Below are 20,456 nucleotides of genomic sequence, written 5' to 3' on the forward strand. Positions count from 1 at the left end.
GTTGATTATGGATAATTTCAATTGTTGAAAAGGAAAGAGAAATTTGCAATTTCTAGGAGAGGGAACTGTATGAAATCTTATGACTTTATGAAAAAAGCGCTTGAACTAGCTAAGGAAAATGAAAGAACAAAACATGGTGCTCCTTTTGGTGCAATTGTGGTCAAAAATGGACAAATTATTGGCTCTGGTGTAAATGAGGTTACCATCACCAATGATGTAACGAATCATGCAGAGATTCAAGCAATCCGTCAAGCTTGTCATGCACTGAAAACAACCAATTTAGAAGGTTGCGAAATGTATGCAAGCACGGAGCCATGTCCTATGTGTTTGAGCGCCATTTATTATTCTAAAATTTCTACAGTTTATTATTTTAATGCTAGTAATTCTAGTCAAGATTATGTCTATCATCAACTTTCTTTACCACATCAAGAGAGGGCCATTCAAATGGTTCATCTAGCTATTAATCTTCAATAAAATTCGGGGAGGACCAATCAATGATACCAACAGCATACTGGCTAACAAATGTACGATTAGAAACGGGTTATGGTTACGATAATGGGGCTGTTATAGAAACAAAAACAGCTCTTTTTAATGTACAGGTCGAAAATGGTAAAATAACTCAAATTATAGGTGCAGATCAGCCTTTAGAGACTGATTTGCCTAAACGAAATGCACATAGTTATTTAATGCTCCCTTCTTTTAGAGATATGCATATTCATATTGATAAAACCTATTTTGGTGGACCATGGAAGGCTCCTTCGATCCCCACAGAAGGTCTTATCACAAGATTAAAAGAAGAAGAGATTCTACTGCCAAGCTTATTGCCTGTTGCAGAGGAAAGAGCAAAAAAATTACTAGATTTGCTATTACATGCAGGATCAACACATATTCGTACGCATTGTAATATTGATCCGTTTATTGGATTGAAAAATTTAGAAGCAGTCTTAAGAGCTAAAGAGGCTTACAAAGATAAAGTTGATTTAGAGATTGTCGCTTTCCCACAACATGGCCTCTTACGTAGTGAATCTATTTCTTTAGTAAGGGAAGCTTTGCGAAGTGGAGCGTCTCTAGTAGGCGGTGTAGACCCAGCATCGATTGATGAAAATATAGAAAAATCCTTACAAACGGTGATGGAATTAGCAGTAGAAGCTAATGCAAATGTTGATCTGCATATCCATGATCCTGGTCATCTTGGTATTTTTACCTTTAAACGATTAGCTGCATTAACAGAGGAAGCAGGTTGGCACGGCCGAGTGACAATTAGTCATGCCATGGCCTTAGCTGATGTTTCTACTAATGAAGCAAGTGAAGTGGCAGCGTTACTAGCTCATCACGGTATTGACATTACTTCGTCTGTTCCTTTGAATCATACCATTCCTATTCCGTTATTAGATCAAAAAGGTGTTCATATCTCGTTAGGTGATGATAGTATTACAGATCACTGGTCGCCGTTTGGTATAGGTGACAGCCTAGAAAAAGTAGGCACGCTAGCTGAACGCTTTGGCTTAAGTGATGAACGTTCACTTGATCAAAGTCTAAAGTATATTACTGGAGGCATAACACCTTTAAACAAGGATGGACAGCTTCAATGGCCGAAAATTGGAGATATAGCCAATGTCGTGTTTGTAGAAGCAACTTGCTCAGCAGAAGCAGTCGCAAGGAGAGCAAGGAGAGTGGCAGTGCTTTTTAAAGGAAATATAGTTGTAGGCAAGCTTTAATTATTGAAGAAGAAAGGATAAATCTAAAATGAACTCTACTTTCTGGTTAACAAATGTACGTCTTGAAACAGATTATCACTTTGTAAATGGCACGATAACTAAAACGAATACGGCTTGTGCTCATCTATTCATTAAAGATGGAACCATTGCAGAAATAGTTGCTGCTGATAGTCAATTAAATGATGATTATCCAAAAAAAGATATGAAACAGCTATTAGCACTACCTTCTTTTATAGAAAAACATTGTCATTTGGATAAAACTCTCTTGAGCGACAAATGGCGGGCAGTTACACCTGTGAATAATATTTTTGAACGCTGTGAGATTGAAAAAGAGGTACTGCCAACATTGCATACAACTACACAACAACGCGCTGAGGAATTACTTAGTCGTTATGTGCAGTTAGGGGTTACACATGTACGTACGCATGTGGATTTATATCCTGAGGTAGGTTTGAAAAATTTAGAGGAGGTTCAAAAAGCTTTCCAAACTTTTGAAGGGAAATTGTCTTATGAAATCGTTGCCTTTCCACAACATGGTCTATTACGAACAAAGGCAACCAGTTTAATAAGAGAGGCTTTACGTTCTGGGGCTGGATTTGTAGGAGGTGTCGATCCGGCTACAGTGGATGGTGATATTGAGGCTTCTCTACAACAAATGGTGGAACTCGCTGTTGAAGGAAACGCAGGGATTGATTTGCATTTGCATGACCCAGACCAATTAGGTACTTTCACAATGAAGAGATTAGCCCAATTAACAAAGGAAGCGGGTTTACAGGGGAAAGTAGCCATTAGCCATGCCTTTGGGCTAGGAGATGTTTCACGCTCTGAGGCAGAAAAATGGCAGACATCTTACGTGATGCAGGCATTACCATTGTGACGAGTGTCCCCCTACGTAGAAAGTTCCCGCCTGTTGGTTTGTTAAACAGTAAAGGCGTACCCATTGCAATAGGTTGTGACAATATCTTTGATGTTTGGTCGCCGTTTGGTAATGGAGATTTATTAGAACGAGCTGGGCGTTTGGCAAAAAGTTCAGGTTGGGGGGATGAACGCTCATTAGCTCAAACCCTTCAATTTATTACAGGTGGAAAAACCCCACTTAATCAAGCAGGTGAGCAAACATGGCCAAAAGTGGGAGATAGTGCAAATATGGTGTTCTTGGAGGCCTCTTGCTCTGCTGAAGCAATTGCTCGAAGATCTCAACGCAAGGCAACCATGTTCAAGGGGAACTTTGTCTCTAGTTCGATTTAAAGCATAATTTATTACTAAAGAGTTGGTTCCATATTTTAGGTATTATTGTTCTTTTGTTCAATTTGTTTGTTGTTCTACAGTATTGCTAAAACTATATGAAAGAATTCAATAGCTTCATAAACTAAAAGCTTCATTATATCCAACTGTATCCGCGTGTCATTACACAATCAGGATACAGTTTTTCTATGTCTTTAAAAAACAAAGGAATATATTAGAGACTAAGAGAAACAAATGAAATTATAGTCGATTCTTGTTATAATATAGGAAAGATGGCAACTGCTTATCGGGCTTTAACTATTCAGGGCTCACGTCTAAATTAGCTTACATGTGGATTTTTATAAAAATAGCTGAGAAATCCTGTTGAATGATAAATTTTAAGAGCGCAGGTAGTCGTTGGCACATGAGCGTGAAAAAGCGTTTTTTAGAGAGGTGGATTTCATGACACAACCAATTCTGAACGATGAGCAAAAACTATGGAATCGATGGATACATGAGCGTGATCCAGATGCTGGTGATTTACTTATAAAAAAATACATTTCTTTAGTATCTTATCATGTCCAACGTATTGGTGCAGGTCTGCCAAAAAGCGTATCACGAGACGATTTAACGAGTTTAGGGATGGTAGGACTTTTTGATGCATTAAATAAATTTGACATTAACAGAGATTTAAAATTTGATACATATGCTTCGTTTAGAGTAAGAGGAGCCATCATTGATGGTCTACGAAAAGAAGACTGGTTACCACGGTCAGCGCGTGAAAAAGCCAAAAAATTAGATGCGCAGATTGAACAACTAGAGCAGAAATATATGCGTCATGTAACGCCTGAGGAACTTGCGGAGCATATGGAAGTATCTGTTGAAGATGTTTATCAAACTGTGCAAGAGCATTTTTTTTCAAATGTTCTCTCTATTAATGAACAACAAGATCAAGAAGAAACAGATGGCAAGTCATTTGTCATACGCGACGATACAACAAAAACACCTGAGCAAGCAATCATTAAATCAGAGTTATTAGATGATCTAGCGGAAAATATACAGAAACTCAATGAAAAAGAACAGCTTGTCCTTAGTTTATTTTACACGGAGGAGTTAACTTTGACTGAAATTGGTGAAATGCTTGAACTATCAACTTCCCGTATTTCACAAATTCATTCAAAAGCGCTATTAAAGCTACGAAAGCTATTATCTAGTGAAATGATTAATGCGTAAATATCCTTGAGGGAGAGATTCCAATGAGTTTAAAAGGTGTCGAGTTACAGATTGCTATACCAAAAACATTTGAAGCAGGGAAAATGGCGGATCAGGCACAGCAACAAGTATTAGCTCAGCAAGCACATGCAAATGAAGCATTAAAAAAAGAAGTAGAGCGCAAACAAAAAATTGTCAACACATCAGAAGGTATGGATGAAATTAGTGAGGATGAAGATGCGGGTGGTGAGTATTTAACAGGTTTTCATAAAAAGAAAAAAAAGGAACAACAAGAAAAACAGGCACAACATCCGTTTAAAGGGAATTTCGTGGATTTTAGTGGATAGGAGTTTACAATGACAACCATTCTAATAGCGGTGCTATTCTTTTTACAGCTAATTTCTTTTTACTTTCTTATCATTTTAAATACAAAGTTAGCAAAGTTTAAAGATTTGGAAAAGAAGCAAGAGCGATTAATGCGGGAAATGGATGATACCATTAGTGTGTATTTAACAGAAATGAAAGATGAAAATGATCGTCTTATTAAAGAGTTACAAAATGTCTCACAGTCGGAAATAGCGGCTAGTAGCATGCAGCACACGGAACAATATATGTCACCTCAGGAGGAGCCGCCTTTGCCAGTAGTACAGGAGGTGAAAAGTGATAGTTCTCTATCTTTAGAGAAAGATGCTCGTATCTATGTACCTAAGAATATTGTCGCAAATGCTTATTCACGTCAGCAACATACAGGTTCCAAAATGGTGAAAACAGCTTCACCTCTAAAAGTGGAGGAGCAAAAAGAACCAGATAAAGTACTGACAGTGGAACAACAGGCTCTAGAATTAGCAAAGCAGGGAAAATCACCAGAGGAAATAGCGAAACAACTGCAAAAGGGTAAAACAGAAATCGAGCTTTTACTGAAATTCCATCACTAAATTGTTGCGAATCATTCAAAGCTATGATATAGTTGCAAATGGTGTTATTACTACACACGTATTTTGATACAGTAAGTGGTGCTCTAAGCTTAGGGTAGCTTGTTGTAGATGATAAATGCGGAGGATAAAAACCAAACATATAGGAGGAAATTCACATGTCAGTAATTTCTATGAAACAATTACTTGAAGCTGGTGTACATTTCGGTCACCAAACTCGTCGTTGGAACCCAAAAATGAAGAAATATATCTTCGTTGAACGTAACGGGATCTACATCATCGACTTACAAAAAACTGTTAAAAAATTAGAGGAAGCTTATGACTTCATGCGTCAAGTTGGTCAAGACGGTGGTAAAGTTCTTTTCGTTGGTACGAAAAAACAAGCACAAGAAGCGATCAAAGATGAAGCTGAACGTTCAGGCAACTACTACATCAACCAACGTTGGTTAGGTGGTACTCTTACAAACTTCGGTACAATTCAAAAACGTGTTGCACGTATGAAACAAATCGAAAAAATGGAAGAAGAAGGAACTTTTGAAGTTCTTCCTAAAAAAGAAGTAATCCAACTTAAAAAAGAACACGAACGTCTAATCAAATTCTTAGGCGGTATCCGTGATATGCACGATCTTCCAGACGTAATGTTCGTGGTTGACCCACGTAAAGAACGTATTGCGGTTGCAGAAGCTCGTAAATTAAACATCCCTCTAGTAGGTATTGTTGATACTAACTGTGATCCAGATGAAATCGACTACGTAATCCCTGCTAACGATGATGCTATTCGCGCTGTTAAACTTTTAACTGCTAAAATGGCTGACGCTTTAATCGAGTCAAAACAAGGTGAAGAAGAAGCTCCAGCTGTAGAAGCTGCTGCTGAGTAATTCACGTTTACAAAAAGGTGATAAGTGGCTCAAAACCCTTATCACCTTTTTTAGAACCTATCATTAAATTATGTTCAACCAATTTGAGGAGGAAACACTAAATGGCAAACATTACTGCACAATTAGTAAAAGAATTACGCGAAAAAACTGGCGCTGGAATGATGGATTGTAAAAAAGCGTTAGTACAAACTGATGGCGACTTAGAAGCTGCAATCGATTTCCTACGTGAAAAAGGTCTTTCTTCAGCTGCTAAAAAAGCTGACCGTATCGCTGCAGAGGGTACAACTTACATTTTAGAACAAGGTAACGAAGCAATCATCCTTGAAGTAAACGCTGAAACTGACTTTGTTGCGAAAAACGATAAATTCCAAGTATTAGTTGCATCTTTAGCTGAGCAATTACTTGCTGCTAAACCTGCATCAGTTGAAGCTGCTTTAGAGCTTGCAAATGCTGAAGGCGTAAAAATTGTAGATCAAATCTCAACTGCTATTGCAACAATTGGAGAAAAAATTACACTTCGTCGCTTCGAAATTAAAACAAAATCTGATGCAGATGCATTCGGTTCATACTTACACATGGGTGGCCGTATCGGTGTATTAGTAACTTTAGAAGGTTCTACTGATGCAGCAGCTGCTAAAGATGTTGCTATGCACATTGCAGCAATCAACCCAACTTATGTTTCTCGTGATGAAGTTTCTGCTGAAGAAATTGAACGTGAGCGTAAAGTATTAACTGAACAAGCTCTTAACGAAGGTAAACCAGAAAACATCGTTGCAAAAATGGTTGAAGGCCGTCTTGGTAAATACTTCGAAGATGTTTGCTTACTTGACCAAACTTTCGTTAAAAACTCAGATCAAAAAGTACGTGATTTTGTAGCTTCAACTGGTGGTTCTGTAAACGGCTTTGTACGTTACGCTGTTGGTGAAGGTATCGAAAAACGTGAAGATAACTTTGCAGAAGAAGTAATGAGCCAAGTTAAAGGTAACTAATTTAGCTTGCATTTGATTCTAATCAAATAATATCTAGATTATCTAGACAAAAAAATGGGGAACACAACATAGCGTGTTCCCTATTTTTCCGAAGTGAATGAAAAATTGAAGAATTTTCTATTCTGCCTTATTCACAACTAGCAATTATTGTTAGATATACTATAATGGAAAAGGGAATAGGGATGTTTTAAATAAAGTCTTACGGAGGTTTACAATGAGTGTACCGCAATATAAACGAGTAGTTATTAAACTAAGTGGTGAAGCGTTAGCTGGAGAAGCGGGCTTCGGTTTATCACCAAAAATAATCAAGTCTGTTGCAGAAGAAGTAAAAGAAGTAGTAGATCTTGATGTAGAAGTTGCTGTTGTTGTAGGTGGCGGTAATATATGGCGTGGGAAAATAGGTAGTGAAATGGGAATGGATCGTGCTGCTGCGGACTATATGGGCATGCTGGCAACCGTAATGAACTCCCTAGCTTTACAAGATGCACTTGAAAAATTAGGCATTGAAACACGTGTTCAATCTTCTATTGTGATGACTCAAGTAGCGGAGCCATACATTCGTCGTAAAGCAGTTAGACATCTTGAGAAAAAGCGTGTCGTTATCTTTGCAGCAGGGACAGGTAATCCGTTCTTCTCTACTGATACGACTGCCGCATTACGAGCAGCAGAAATTGACGCTGATGCAATTTTAATGGCTAAAAACAATGTCGATGGCGTTTATTCAGCGGATCCTAAAGTGGATGAGACAGCCATTAAATATGATACACTCACATACTTAGACGTTATCCAACAAGGCTTACAAGTAATGGATTCAACGGCTTCTACTTTATGTATGGATAACGATATCCCGCTAATTGTTTTCTCAATTACGGAGCCGGGTAACATTAAACGTGCTGTACAAGGCGAGAAAATCGGAACAGTTGTTAGGAGGAATGTATAATGGCTAAACAAGTATTAGAACAAGCAAAAGAAAAAATGAACAAAACAATCGCAGCTTTCTCACGCGAACTAGCATCTATTCGTGCGGGTCGTGCGAATGCATCTCTATTAGATCGTATTTCGGTTGATTACTATGGAGCGCCAACACCAATTAACCAACTTGCGGGTGTTTCTATACCTGAAGCTCGTTTATTAGTAATCACACCTTACGATAAATCAATTTTAGGTGATATTGAAAAAGCAATTATGAAATCAGATATTGGTATCACACCAACAAATGATGGTTCTGTCATCCGTCTTATGATTCCCGCTTTAACAGAAGAGCGTCGTAAGGATCTAGTAAAACAAGTGAAAAAAGAAGCGGAAGACGCAAAAATTGCTGTCCGTAATGTTCGTCGTGATGCAAATGATGATTTGAAAAAACTTGAAAAAGCTGGCGAAATCACAGAAGACGATCTACGTGGCTATGGTGAAGATATTCAAAAATTAACAGATGAATTCATTGTAAAAGTAGATCAAGTAGCGAAAGATAAAGAAAAAGAAATTTTAGAGGTGTAAACAAACCTTTTACACGTCTATGATGGAACTTTTTGAGGAGATGAAGGCGTCCTATACTTAACAGGACGTCTTTTCTCTTTATTATTCATAGCCAAATTGCTGACTCAAGTAGAGAGCATGTATGAATGTGAAAAGGTCATTAATGATACAATCATCATTTTTTAACAAACTCATTCTTTAATATGTGTATAGTTCTAAAATAAGCTAGTACATACATAGTCAATTTAGAGGGAAAAAAAAGACAAAAGGCGCTTTTGTTTGATATGATAGGTTAGTATACGTCCGATTAGTTGTAGTGGGGGAGTTAGCATGTTTAAAAAGCTATTAGGTAAACAAATAAATATGGATACACTATCATTGGAGGAGCGTGTGGCCCTAGCTAAAAGCGAGCCGATTCCTGCCCATGTAGCGATTATTATGGACGGAAATGGACGTTGGGCGAAGAAACGAGCTATGCCACGTGTGGCTGGTCATCATGAAGGAATGAAGACGGTGCGTAAGGTGACGAGATTTGCGTCAGATTTGGGTATTAAAGTCTTAACTGTCTATGCATTTTCCACTGAAAATTGGAAGCGACCAAAACCTGAGGTTGATTTTCTTATGAGGCTACCTGTTGAGTTTTTAGGTTCCTTTTTACCAGAAATGATGGAGCGTAATGTACGTGTCGAAATGATTGGAGACCCCTCTTTATTACCTGCCCATACACAAAAAGCGTTGTATGAGGCAATGGAAGAAACGAAGCATAATACAGGGCTTATTTTAAATTTTGCGCTAAATTATGGTAGTCGTTCTGAAATGGTCAATGCCATGAAAATGATGCTTCAAAAAGTGCAGGACGGTCAATTAACGATGCAAGACATAACAGAAGATTGCTTAACATCTCATTTAATGACGGCCCATTTACCTGAGCCAGATCTTTTAATTCGTACAAGTGGTGAAGTGCGATTAAGTAACTTTATGTTATGGCAGCTCGCCTATACAGAATTTTGGTTTACAGATACATTGTGGCCAGATTTTAGTGAGGAAAACTTACTGGAAGCGGTGGAAAACTATCAGAAACGTAATCGCCGTTACGGTGGGTTGAAGGGAGAAGAAACAACTTGAAACAACGAATTATCACGGCAATAATTGCAGCAGCACTTTTTATTCCGTTCGTTATTTATGGCAAAGTACCGTTTACCATACTTGTGCTCGCAATGGCTATTGTCGGTTTTTATGAAATACTTAAGATGAAAGGTATTTCCATCTTTTCTGTGCCTGGCTTCTTAGGGCTAGTCACTTTAATATTACTGGTTATCCCGAAGGACTGGAGTGAAAAGGTTGTAGAATTAATAGGCTATTCATCTAATCTAATGGTAGTCTATGGTCTAATGATGCTACTTCTTATTTACGTAGTATTAGTAAAAAATAAAATAACCTTTGATGAAGTTGGCTTTATTTTATTAGGCGCATTTTATGTGGGCTTAGGATTCCATTATTTAATTGAAACTAGAAATGTTGGATTAGAGTATGTTGTCTATTGCTTATTAGTTGTTTGGACAACAGATTCTGGTGCTTATTTTGTAGGTAGAAAATTAGGGAAAAATAAGTTATGGCCAGAAATTTCACCTAAGAAAACGATCGAAGGCTTTATAGGTGGAATCGTCATTGCTGTTATTTTTGCAGTTGGTATGCAACTCATTTACCCATTCGCAAATGGTTATATATCACTTGTTTTAGTAACGATTTTTGCCTCAATCATTGGTCAAATGGGGGATTTGGTAGAGTCCGCTATTAAACGCCACTTTGATGTAAAAGATTCAGGCAATATTTTACCAGGGCATGGGGGAATTTTAGATCGCTTTGATAGTCTATTATTTGTCGTGCCTCTACTCCATTTTTTACATTTATTTAGTAATTAATTGTATAGGGAAAGACTCTTGCTAAATCATTTGCTTAGATAGAAAAAGGGGACAATTTGTTGTGAAAAAAATTAGTTTATTAGGTGCAACTGGTTCAATTGGTTGGCAAACCTACGACATCTTAAAAGAACAACGTGATGCTTTTCAATTAGTAGCTTTTTCATCAGGAAAGAACTTAGAGAAAACGCGAGAAATGATTGAAACATTAAAGCCCGAATTAGTTTCAGTACAATTAGAAGAAGATGCACTTACGCTTGCTAATGAGTTTCCAAATATCCAATTTACATTTGGGGCAAAAGGACTTGTAGAGGTCGCAACACATCCAGATTCGACTGTTCTTGTCAATGCTGTGCTTGGAAGTGTAGGGCTTGAATCAACATTAGCAGCCATTCGTATGGGCAAAACGATTGCTATTGCTAATAAAGAAACGCTTGTAACTGCTGGTCATTTAGTGATGGCAGAGGCCAAAAAATACAAAGCAACCATCTTGCCTGTAGATAGTGAGCACTCTGCCATCTTCCAATCAATGAATGGTGAGAATCCGAAAAATATTGAACGTTTGATTATTACCGCTTCTGGTGGTAGCTTCCGTGATAAAACGCGAGAGCAATTAAAACAAGTGACGGTCGCAGATGCACTTAATCATCCAAACTGGTCTATGGGTGCAAAAATTACGATAGATTCCGCTACAATGATGAACAAGGGATTAGAAGTCATAGAAGCACATGTTTTATTTGATATGCCATATGATAAAATAGATGTACTTTTGCATAGAGAAAGTATTATTCACTCTCTAGTTGAGTATCATGATACTAGTGTTATTGCTCAGCTAGGTACACCAGATATGCGTGTGCCAATCCAATATGCTTTAAGCTACCCAGACCGTATCCCATTACAAAATGGTCAGCGACTAAATTTAGCGCAAATTGGTCAACTACATTTTCAAGAGATGGACTTTGAGCGATACCCTGCCTTGCGTTTAGCGTATGAGGCTGGTCGTATGGGTGGTACGATTCTGACAGCAATGAATGCAGCAAACGAAGCGGCAGTTTCAGCCTTTTTACAAGGAAAAATCACATTCCTTGAAATTGATGAAACGATTGAACGTGTGATGCAAGCACACCAAAACATTGCAATACCAGATTTACAAACCATATTACATGTGGATAGTGAGACAAGAAAAATAGTGTTAGACATGGTAAAATAACGAAAGCACTGTAACGTTAACTAATCGCTATTAAAGGTGGGGTAATATGCAAACAGCCATTGCATTTATATTAATATTTGGTATGCTCGTCTTCTTCCATGAACTTGGACATTTCTTATTTGCCAAACGTGCAGGTATCTTAGTACGTGAATTTGCGATCGGAATGGGTCCCAAAATTTATGGAAAAACGCATGGCGAAACAATGTATACTATTCGATTATTACCAATCGGGGGATACGTACGTATGGCCGGCGAGGATATGGATGGCACTGAATTACAGCCAGGCTACCGAATAGGGCTTATTGTGAATGAGGATAATGTTGTAAAAAAAATTATTTTCAATCAAAACAATAAGCAGTTACCAGATTTATTATTTTTAGAAGTTGAACGCGCTGATTTAGAGAAAGAGTTATTTGTAGAGGGCTATGATGAAGAAGAACGTTTAGTTCGTTATCAAGTAGCTAGAGACTGTGTGCTAGTGGAAAATGGTCGTGAACTAGTCATTGCGCCACAGGATCGTCAATTTAATGCAAAAACAGTCGGCCAACGAGCGATGACGATCTTTGCAGGTCCTTTGTTTAACTTTATTCTTGCGTTTGTGATTTATTTAGTGATTGGTTTGATCCACGGTGTACCAACATACGAGCCAATCATCACGGAAGTAGTAGAGAATGATCCAGCTGCACAGGCAGGGATGCTGGCAGGAGATAGAGTAACAGCTATTAACGGACAAGCAGTTGAAAAATGGCAAGATTTAGCTGCTATCGTTCAAGATCATCCAAACGAAGATATTGCTGTGACAGTTGAACGAGATGGACAATCAGTGAACTTAAATATGACCGTCAAGGAAATCCAACAGGATGGCGAAAAATATGGTCAAATAGGTGTGCGCTATGAAAGCCCAAGAGAATTTAACCCATTAAAAGCAGTTGTCTATGGAGCACAAGAAACCTATAATATGACTGTGAAAATATTTGAACTATTAGGTATGCTGATTACTGGTAAGTTCACAATAGATGCACTTTCTGGTCCTGTAGGTATTTATAAAGCAACAGAGCAAGTTGCCCAGTATGGTATTATGAACTTAATGAATTGGGCAGCAATGCTAAGTATTAACTTAGGAATTATGAACCTACTTCCATTACCAGCACTTGACGGAGGCCGTTTATTATTCTTTGGTTTTGAAGCTCTACGTGGTAAACCAATTGACCGTCAAAAAGAAGGTATTGTACATTTTGTAGGAATCGTCCTACTGATGATTCTAATGGTGGTTGTTACATGGAACGATATACAACGATTTTTCTTTTAATTCATTTACAGTTAAATGAAATTTGATTTCCTAGCTTTGAGCGCAATTTCGATGAAACATTGCGCTCAAAGCTAAATTTGTTTATGCTATTGAGAGTATAAACTTATCTATTGAAAAAGGTGGAACACTGAATGAAGCAAAGTAAAACATTTATCCCAACGTTACGTGAAGTACCTGCTGATGCTGAGGTAAAATCACATAAGCAATTACTACGTGCAGGGTTTATTCGTCAAAATACAAGTGGGGTATACTCGTATTTACCGCTTGCAAAACGTGTGCTAACAAAAATTGAAACAATTATCCGAGAAGAAATGGAAGCTATCAACTCCATTGAGCTTCTCATGCCATCTCTACAATCTGCTGAGCTGTGGCAGGAATCAGGTCGCTGGGAAAAATACGGTCCAGAATTAATGCGCTTAAAAGACCGTCATGACCGCGATTTTGCATTAGGACCAACACACGAAGAAGTCATCACTACTTTAGTACGTGATGAAATTAAATCATATAAAAAATTACCGTTAACGTTGTATCAAATTCAAACGAAATTCCGTGATGAAAAACGTCCTCGCTTTGGCTTACTACGCGGAAGAGAGTTTATCATGAAGGATGCTTATTCTTTCCATGCCTCACGCGAAAGTTTAGATGAAACATATGAAGATATGTATCGTGCTTATTCTAATATTTTTTCCCGCCTTGGCTTAAACTACCGCGCTGTTATTGCAGATGCAGGTTCGATTGGCGGTAAAGGAACACATGAATTTATGGTGCTTTCTGAAATCGGTGAAGATACAATTGCATACTCTGATACTTCTGATTATGCAGCAAATATCGAAATGGCTGAAGTAATCGTTGATTATCAACCATCTGATGAAGCTTTAAAAGAAGTGGAAAAAGTAGCAACACCAGAGCAAAAAACAATTGAAGATGTTTCAGCATTCTTAAAGGTAGAACCTGCTAATGTCATCAAATCCCTAGTTTTTGATGTAGATGGAGAGCTTGTTGTAGTCCTTGCACGTGGGGATCATGAAATTAATGATATCAAATTGAAAAATGCACTTGATGCAGGTTCTGTAGAACTTGCTAGTGAAGCAGCAATTCAAGAATTATTAGGGTGTGGCGTTGGTTCAATTGGCCCAGTGAAATTACCAGTAGACGTAAAAGTAGTAGCAGACCATGCTATTAAATCTATCCGTAATGGTATTGCAGGTGCAAACGAAGATGGATTCCATTTAGTCAATGTTAACCCAGAGCGTGATTTTGCTGTTAATGATTATTTAGATATTCGTTTTATTCAAGAGGGAGATCCATCTCCTGATGGACAAGGGAACATTAAGTTTGCAGAAGGTATCGAGGTTGGTCACATTTTCAAATTAGGTACTACATACTCTGATAAAATGAATGGTACATTCTTAGATGAGCAAGGTAAGGCTCAACCATTTATTATGGGGTGCTATGGTATTGGCGTATCTCGTATTCTAGCTGCTGTAGCGGAGCACTTCCAAGATGACAATGGCTTTACATGGCCACCACAATTAGCACCGTATGATATTCATGTTGTGCCAGTTAACACAAAAGATGAGGCACAAGTGGCATTAGCAGAGGAGCTTTATGGCTTACTAAAATCATACCGTTATGATGTACTAATAGATGATCGTCCTGAACGTGCGGGTGTAAAATTCGCGGATGCTGATTTAATTGGTTTACCTGTTCGAGTAACTGTTGGTAAAAAAGCAACAGAAGGTATTGTAGAAGTGAAATTCCGTCAAACAGGTGAAACATTTGAATGGAAAAAAGAAGAAGTAATTGATCGCCTTAACGAATTTTTCCGTAAAAATTAACGATGAGCTAAATTGTTGTTTATAATTGGAATTCGATGCTTTTGATAGAGGCTTTCGTATAATTTTGATAAGATAGATATAAATAATTCGCGACACTTCTGCGGGACAGTGAGCCAAGCAAGAAACAACAGATGGTAAAATCTCTGTTAAACTTGAAGAGCGCCCGCAGTGTGGGAGCGAATTTTTTTCTTGAGTTTTCACATGCATTTGAGACGAACTAGAACATGAGGCTAAAGAAACTGCCTCTTTCTGAAAGTAGGTGTCATTAGATTGGAACAGCAACAAGAGGCAAGAATGAGACTTCGAATGCTCTTGCAACAACTAGAGTTAACAGATGATGTATATATGTCATTTTTTGAGGAAGGTGAACTATCACGCCTGACAGTTCATAAAAAGGATAGACTTTGGCATTTCACCATTAAGCTAAAGGATATACTACCATTTCCGTTATATCAGCTTTTCCGTACGCATTTAACTGAGAAATTTTCAGCCATCGCCCAAGTTAATACGACATTTGAAACATTAGATAAAAATGTCACAGAGGAACTGGTGCAAGCGTACTGGCTAAATGTTGTGGAACAAATTGATGAGATGGCTCCAACGCTTAAAAACTGTCTTATTACCCAAATACCAACATGGAACGGCCAAAAAATCACATTATCCTGTATGCAGGAAATGGAATTTATGATGCTCAAAACTAAATATGCTGACAAACTGGCAGAAAGCTATGGGCAATTTGGTTTCCCTCGTATGGCAATCGACTTTGTGCTACAAGAAGAAACAGAAGAAATGATAGCGGCACAGGAAGCGTTTATGGAGCAGAAACGTATGGAAGAAGTGGCTCTAGCACAGCAAGCAATGCAAGATTTCCAAAAGCGTGAGCAGGAGAAGAAGGACAATCCAGCATTGGCAAACCTTGGTGACCGTCCATTCCAACTTGGGATGCATATTAAAGATGATGAAGTCATGGAAATTAAACGGATTGTTGAAGAAGAACGACGTGTTATTATTGAAGGATTTGTCTTTGATACGGAAATTAAAGAGTTAAAAAGTGGACGTTCCTTACTACAAATTAAAATTACCGACTATACAGATTCCATTGTTGTAAAAATGTTTTCTCGTGACAATGATGATGCTGAATTAATGCAACATTTGAAAAAGGGCATGTGGGTTAAAGTTCGAGGCTCTGTGCAAACAGATACGTTTATTCGTGATTTAATCGTCATGGCGAATGATATTAATGAAATCAAAAAAGCAACACGACAGGATTTAGCACCAGAGGGTGAAAAGCGTGTTGAGTTACATTTGCATACACCAATGAGCCAAATGGATGCTGTTACACCTGTTGATCGACTTGTTGCTCAGGCTGCAAAGTGGGGGCATCCAGCCATAGCTATTACGGATCATGCCGTTGTGCAATCTTTCCCTGAAGCATATGCAGCGGGGAAAAAACATGGCATTAAGATTATTTATGGTCTGGAAGCAAATTTAGTTGATGATGGTGTACCGATTGCCTATGCTCCAGAGCATCGTTTATTGGCAGACACAACGTATGTTGTTTTTGACGTAGAAACGACAGGGCTATCAACTGCATACGATACCATTATTGAATTGGCTGCAGTTAAAATTAAAGATGGGCAAGTGATCGATAAGTACGAAAGCTTTGCAAACCCACATCATCCACTTTCAGCAACGACCATCGAATTAACAGGTATTACGGATGATATGGTTCGAAATGCTCCAGAGGTAGAGCAGGTCATTAAAGAATTTCATGCCTTTATCGGTGATGCAATCGTTGTCGCTCATAACGCATCATTTGATATAGGCTTCCTATATACAGGCTATAAAAAATATGGTCTTGAAGAGACAGTCCATCCTGTCATTGATACATTAGAGCTAGCAAGATTGCTTTATCCTACAATGAAAAACCACCGTTTGAATACGCTGTGTAAAAAATTCAATATTGAATTAACACAGCATCATCGAGCAATTTATGATACTGAGGCGACAGGGTATCTCCTGCTGCAGCTATTGAAGGATGCTGATGAGCTAGCTATTAAATACCACGATGACTTCAATAAGCATATTGGTGGTGGGGATGCCTATAAAAAAGGGAGACCTATGCATTGTACAATTTTAGCAGTAGATAATGCAGGCTTAAAAAACTTATTTAAAATCGTCTCACACTCACATACAAAAACATTCTATCGTGTTCCTCGTGTGACACGTGCAGTGCTTGAACAATATCGTGAGGGCTTATTAGTAGGATCAGGTTGTAGTAATGGTGAAGTATTCGAAACGATGATGAATAAGTCTCCAGAGGAAGCAGAGAAAGTCGCTCGTTTTTATGATTATATTGAGGTGCAACCGAAGGCTGTATATGCGCCATTAATCGAACGCAATGTTGTACGAGATGAATGGACATTAGAAGATATTATCCGTAAACTTGTGAAACTCGGGAAGAAGCTAGATAAGCCTGTTGTTGCAACTGGAAATGTTCATTATTTAGATCCGACAGATGGGATATTTAGGAAAATACTTATTGGTTCACAAGGTGGAGCGAATATTTTGAATCGCTCTAAGCTACCAGAGGTCCATTTTAGAACAACTGATGAAATGCTGAAAGAATTTGATTTTTTAGGACCTGATCTTGCAAAAGAAGTGGTTGTGACGAATACTCAAAAAGTGGCAGCAAGTATAGGTGACGTCAAACCAATTAAGGATGACCTATATACACCAAAAATTGAGGGCTCTGATGATGAGGTAACCAATTTAACTTATGAAATGGCCCATCGTATTTATGGCGAGGAGTTACCAGAAATCGTGAAAGCTCGAATTGAGAAAGAGTTAAAATCGATTTTGGGGCACGGTTTTGGAGTAATTTATTTAATTTCTGCCAAGCTAGTGAAAAAATCATTAGCTGATGGCTATTTAGTAGGATCCCGTGGTTCGGTTGGTTCTTCATTAGTAGCTACTTTTATGGAAATCACAGAGGTTAACCCATTACCTCCTCACTATATTTGTCCTAATTGTAAACATTCCGAGTTTTTTGATGATGGATCTGTCAGCTCAGGCTACGATTTACCAAATAAAGACTGCACGGAATGTGGTACACCTTATAAAAAAGATGGACAAGACATACCATTTGAAACCTTCCTTGGTTTTAAAGGTGATAAGGTACCTGATATCGATTTAAGTGCGACACGTTGCTAATTGAAAAGATTAGCCACCATTAATGGTAGAACTGCTATTTCGAAGTGTGGAATGACGGAGTAACGCCCCGAAACACACTCGCTGAAGCTACGACATGCAAGCGGATGACTGCAAAATTGAAACTTGTATGAAGCTCGTTAAAGTGGGCTGAAGTTCACCCAAACAGTACAGCTGTGGAAAAGGAGACATCCTGTGAATGATAGGTCTGGCGTCTATAAACTTTCTATGGTTAGAATCAGTAGATTGACTGGGACGAACCCTCGATTGACTTTTCGTGAATGTCACACAGTAGAAATGCTGTGGGGTCCAAATTAGGGCTTCTAGGTGTGGATGAGTAAGCGTTTGATTATGAAAATCCATCTTGTGTTATAGGCACATGCAAGCCTAGCGGAATTTAGGGGGAACCTAAGGGAAGATGTACAGATAGAAATAGTGGAACGTGTGAAGCTCCAAACGTAAGAGACAGTTGCATGTCGATGACGACGGTACGAGGAAAGGCTTTTAGCTATAACTCGTTTTAACGGAGTGGCAGTAGTGCCGTAGTACCGATGATGAAATGCCAATGATGACTGAATAACAAATAGGTCGGAGGAAAAAACATTTCTGAGGGAAGGGCACAAGTCGTTAGTGTTGAAAACAAACCTACACAAGTCAGATTCTAGTATGACTAAAGAGAACGAAAGCTCAAAGGGAGTGATTAGTTGACTGACTTAATGATTCAAAAGTTAAGAAACAATGAGTATTTTGGATTGCAAACAACTTTTGATGATCTTTATAACGAAAGTAAAAATGGTCGTTATTTTACAGACATTTATGATGTGATTATTTCCGAAGAAAATATCATGCTCGCCTTTCGTAACCTTAAAAGTAATACAGGTAGTAAAACGAAAGGTACTAATGGACACACAATTAAACATTTAAACAAAATGAATGCTAATAAACTAATCAAGCTTGTTCGAAGAAGACTAGAAAATTATTCACCACATGCAGTAAGAAGGTTATTCATACCAAAACCGAATGGAAAGATGCGACCTCTTGGTATCCCAACTATTGAGGATAGATTAATACAGCAAATGTTTTTGCAAGTATTAGAGCCGATTACAGAGGCGAAATTTCATCCGCAAAGTTATGGCTTTAGACCGAAACGAAGCACACATGATGCCCTCGCAAGATGCTATCATATGGTGAATCATAGTCATCAGCATTTTGTTGTTGATATCGACATTAAAGGTTTCTTCGATAATGTAAATCATAAAAAGCTAATGAGACAATTATGGACGATTGGTATTAGGGATAAAAAAGTATTAGTAATTATCAAAAAGATGCTGAAAGCTGAAATTACAGGTGAAGGAGTACCAACGAAAGGAACGCCCCAAGGAGGAATTTTATCTCCGCTACTTGCCAATGTAGTATTAAACGAGTTGGATTGGTGGATTTCAAATCAATGGGAAACGAAACCAACACGAGTACCTTATAAGCTAAAACGCAATAAAACGGACGCACTTAAAAAGACAAGGTTAAAACCAATGTATCTAGTTCGATACGCAGATGATTTTAAAATATTCACGAACTCATATGAAAATGCTCGAAAGATTAAAATTGCTGTTGAAAAATGGTTAAAAGAACGATTAGGGCTAGAAATTAGTGAAGAAAAAAGTAAAATCACGAATTTGCGTAAGAATGGTACAGACTTTTTAGGAGTTCGCTTTAGAGCGGTACAAAAAGGCAATGCGAAAACAGGATACATCGTCAATTCTAAGATGGACCCAAGAGCAAAAGAAAAGGTACAAGGCGTTATAAGGCATCAGCTAGTAAAACTAAGAAAAAGTCCTACTCCACAAAAAGTGATGAATTTTAATGCGAATATTTTAGGGCTGCAAAACTATTATAAGATTGCAACTCGGATCGCTCAGGATTTTAATGAGATAAGGCATAACATTCACCCAAACATTAAATCACTCATGATTAGAAACATCTTTTTGAAAACAAAAGAAACAAACGGAGTGATTGATAAATTTTACGGAGATTACAATTATCCACGTTTCAAAAGCAATGGATTGCTGGTATATCCTATTGAAGCTGTTCGACATGATATACGAGGACAGCGAAAGCCTGAATTCACAATTTACAATGAAGCTGATAGGAAAGTAATTCATAAAGATTTAAAACAAGTGTCCATTCGAGAAATCGAAATGTTTCGTAAAGGAATATATAAATCAAAAAGTGTTCTGTATGAGAATAACCGATTGAGTAAATATGTAGCACAAAAAGGCTGCTGTGGTATTACGGGTGAGAGATTAACACCTCATCAAGCGTTATGTCATCACATTAAATCAACAGCACAAGGTGGTACAGATGAATACGATAACTTGATTATTATTAATAGAAAGTATCATATGCTCATTCACAATTCAGACCCTTTAAGGAATAAAGAATATCAGAAGATTTTAAGTAAATTCGAAATAAAAGCAATGAATAAATTAAACAGGCTAAGAACGGAAGTAGGAAATCCAAAGCTTAGTCTATAACATTCAACAA

The 20,456-nt window shown here is 37.9% G+C and carries 15 protein-coding genes and 2 pseudogenes; all 17 read left to right on the top strand.

Translation table 11 applies throughout. The features are described 5' to 3' along the window. Positions 1-69 precede the first annotated feature (69 nt). On the top strand, positions 70-474 hold the full coding sequence (locus MHB39_RS05525) for a nucleoside deaminase (protein ID WP_016994558.1): 405 nt from the start codon (positions 70-72) through the stop codon (positions 472-474). Positions 475-494: 20 nt separating this feature from the next. Then, positions 495-1,718 (top strand): amidohydrolase, encoded by a 1,224-nt coding sequence (locus tag MHB39_RS05530; protein ID WP_342545981.1) that lies wholly within the window; start codon positions 495-497, stop codon positions 1,716-1,718. 28 nt (positions 1,719-1,746) lie between these two features. After that, positions 1,747-2,966 (top strand): annotated as a pseudogene (locus MHB39_RS05535) (amidohydrolase). A gap of 438 nt (positions 2,967-3,404) precedes the next feature. After that, positions 3,405-4,175, top strand: coding sequence for a FliA/WhiG family RNA polymerase sigma factor (locus MHB39_RS05540; RefSeq protein WP_036080567.1), 771 nt, complete (start codon positions 3,405-3,407; stop codon positions 4,173-4,175). 23 nt (positions 4,176-4,198) lie between these two features. After that, entirely contained in the window at positions 4,199-4,501 is a 303-nt protein-coding gene (locus tag MHB39_RS05545) for an RNA polymerase subunit sigma (RefSeq protein ID WP_342545982.1), read from the top strand. A 9-nt stretch (positions 4,502-4,510) separates the two neighbouring features. Beyond that, positions 4,511-5,089 (top strand): hypothetical protein, encoded by a 579-nt coding sequence (locus MHB39_RS05550; RefSeq protein ID WP_036080433.1) that lies wholly within the window; start codon positions 4,511-4,513, stop codon positions 5,087-5,089. A 155-nt stretch (positions 5,090-5,244) separates the two neighbouring features. Beyond that, positions 5,245-5,964 (top strand): 30S ribosomal protein S2, encoded by a 720-nt coding sequence (gene rpsB / locus MHB39_RS05555; protein WP_004269262.1) that lies wholly within the window; start codon positions 5,245-5,247, stop codon positions 5,962-5,964. A gap of 101 nt (positions 5,965-6,065) precedes the next feature. After that, positions 6,066-6,953, top strand: a complete 888-nt coding sequence (tsf, locus tag MHB39_RS05560; RefSeq protein WP_342545983.1) for a translation elongation factor Ts — start codon at positions 6,066-6,068, stop codon at positions 6,951-6,953. 214 nt (positions 6,954-7,167) lie between these two features. Then, the gene (pyrH, locus tag MHB39_RS05565; protein ID WP_004269260.1) at positions 7,168-7,893 is read left to right on the top strand and encodes a UMP kinase; all 726 of its coding nucleotides are present in this window, start codon (positions 7,168-7,170) and stop codon (positions 7,891-7,893) included. Continuing rightward, on the top strand, positions 7,893-8,450 hold the full coding sequence (gene frr / locus MHB39_RS05570) for a ribosome recycling factor (RefSeq protein WP_016994554.1): 558 nt from the start codon (positions 7,893-7,895) through the stop codon (positions 8,448-8,450). Before pyrH ends, frr begins: the two co-directional genes overlap by 1 nt. A 309-nt stretch (positions 8,451-8,759) precedes the next feature. Then, positions 8,760-9,554, top strand: a complete 795-nt coding sequence (locus MHB39_RS05575; protein ID WP_004269258.1) for an isoprenyl transferase — start codon at positions 8,760-8,762, stop codon at positions 9,552-9,554. After that, positions 9,551-10,351 (top strand): phosphatidate cytidylyltransferase, encoded by an 801-nt coding sequence (locus MHB39_RS05580; protein WP_016994553.1) that lies wholly within the window; start codon positions 9,551-9,553, stop codon positions 10,349-10,351. Before MHB39_RS05575 ends, MHB39_RS05580 begins: the two co-directional genes overlap by 4 nt. A gap of 61 nt (positions 10,352-10,412) precedes the next feature. Further along, entirely contained in the window at positions 10,413-11,558 is a 1,146-nt protein-coding gene (gene dxr, locus MHB39_RS05585) for a 1-deoxy-D-xylulose-5-phosphate reductoisomerase (RefSeq protein WP_036080428.1), read from the top strand. 46 nt (positions 11,559-11,604) lie between these two features. Continuing rightward, on the top strand, positions 11,605-12,867 hold the full coding sequence (rseP, locus tag MHB39_RS05590) for an RIP metalloprotease RseP (RefSeq protein ID WP_016994551.1): 1,263 nt from the start codon (positions 11,605-11,607) through the stop codon (positions 12,865-12,867). Positions 12,868-12,998: 131 nt separating this feature from the next. Beyond that, positions 12,999-14,705 carry a proline--tRNA ligase gene (locus MHB39_RS05595; RefSeq protein ID WP_339280648.1) on the top strand — a complete coding sequence of 569 codons (1,707 nt, stop codon included), beginning with the start codon at positions 12,999-13,001 and terminating at the stop codon, positions 14,703-14,705. 270 nt (positions 14,706-14,975) lie between these two features. Further along, positions 14,976-17,903: pseudogene (locus MHB39_RS05600) on the top strand (PolC-type DNA polymerase III); the annotation flags it as partial. A gap of 716 nt (positions 17,904-18,619) precedes the next feature. Then, positions 18,620-20,446, top strand: coding sequence for a group II intron reverse transcriptase/maturase (gene ltrA / locus MHB39_RS05605; RefSeq protein ID WP_339280649.1), 1,827 nt, complete (start codon positions 18,620-18,622; stop codon positions 20,444-20,446). Positions 20,447-20,456: the final 10 nt, after the last annotated feature.

The sequence above is a fragment of the Lysinibacillus sp. FSL K6-4013 genome, assembly GCF_038630435.1.
In the GTDB taxonomy this organism is placed as follows: Bacteria; Bacillota; Bacilli; order Bacillales_A; family Planococcaceae; genus Lysinibacillus; species Lysinibacillus boronitolerans.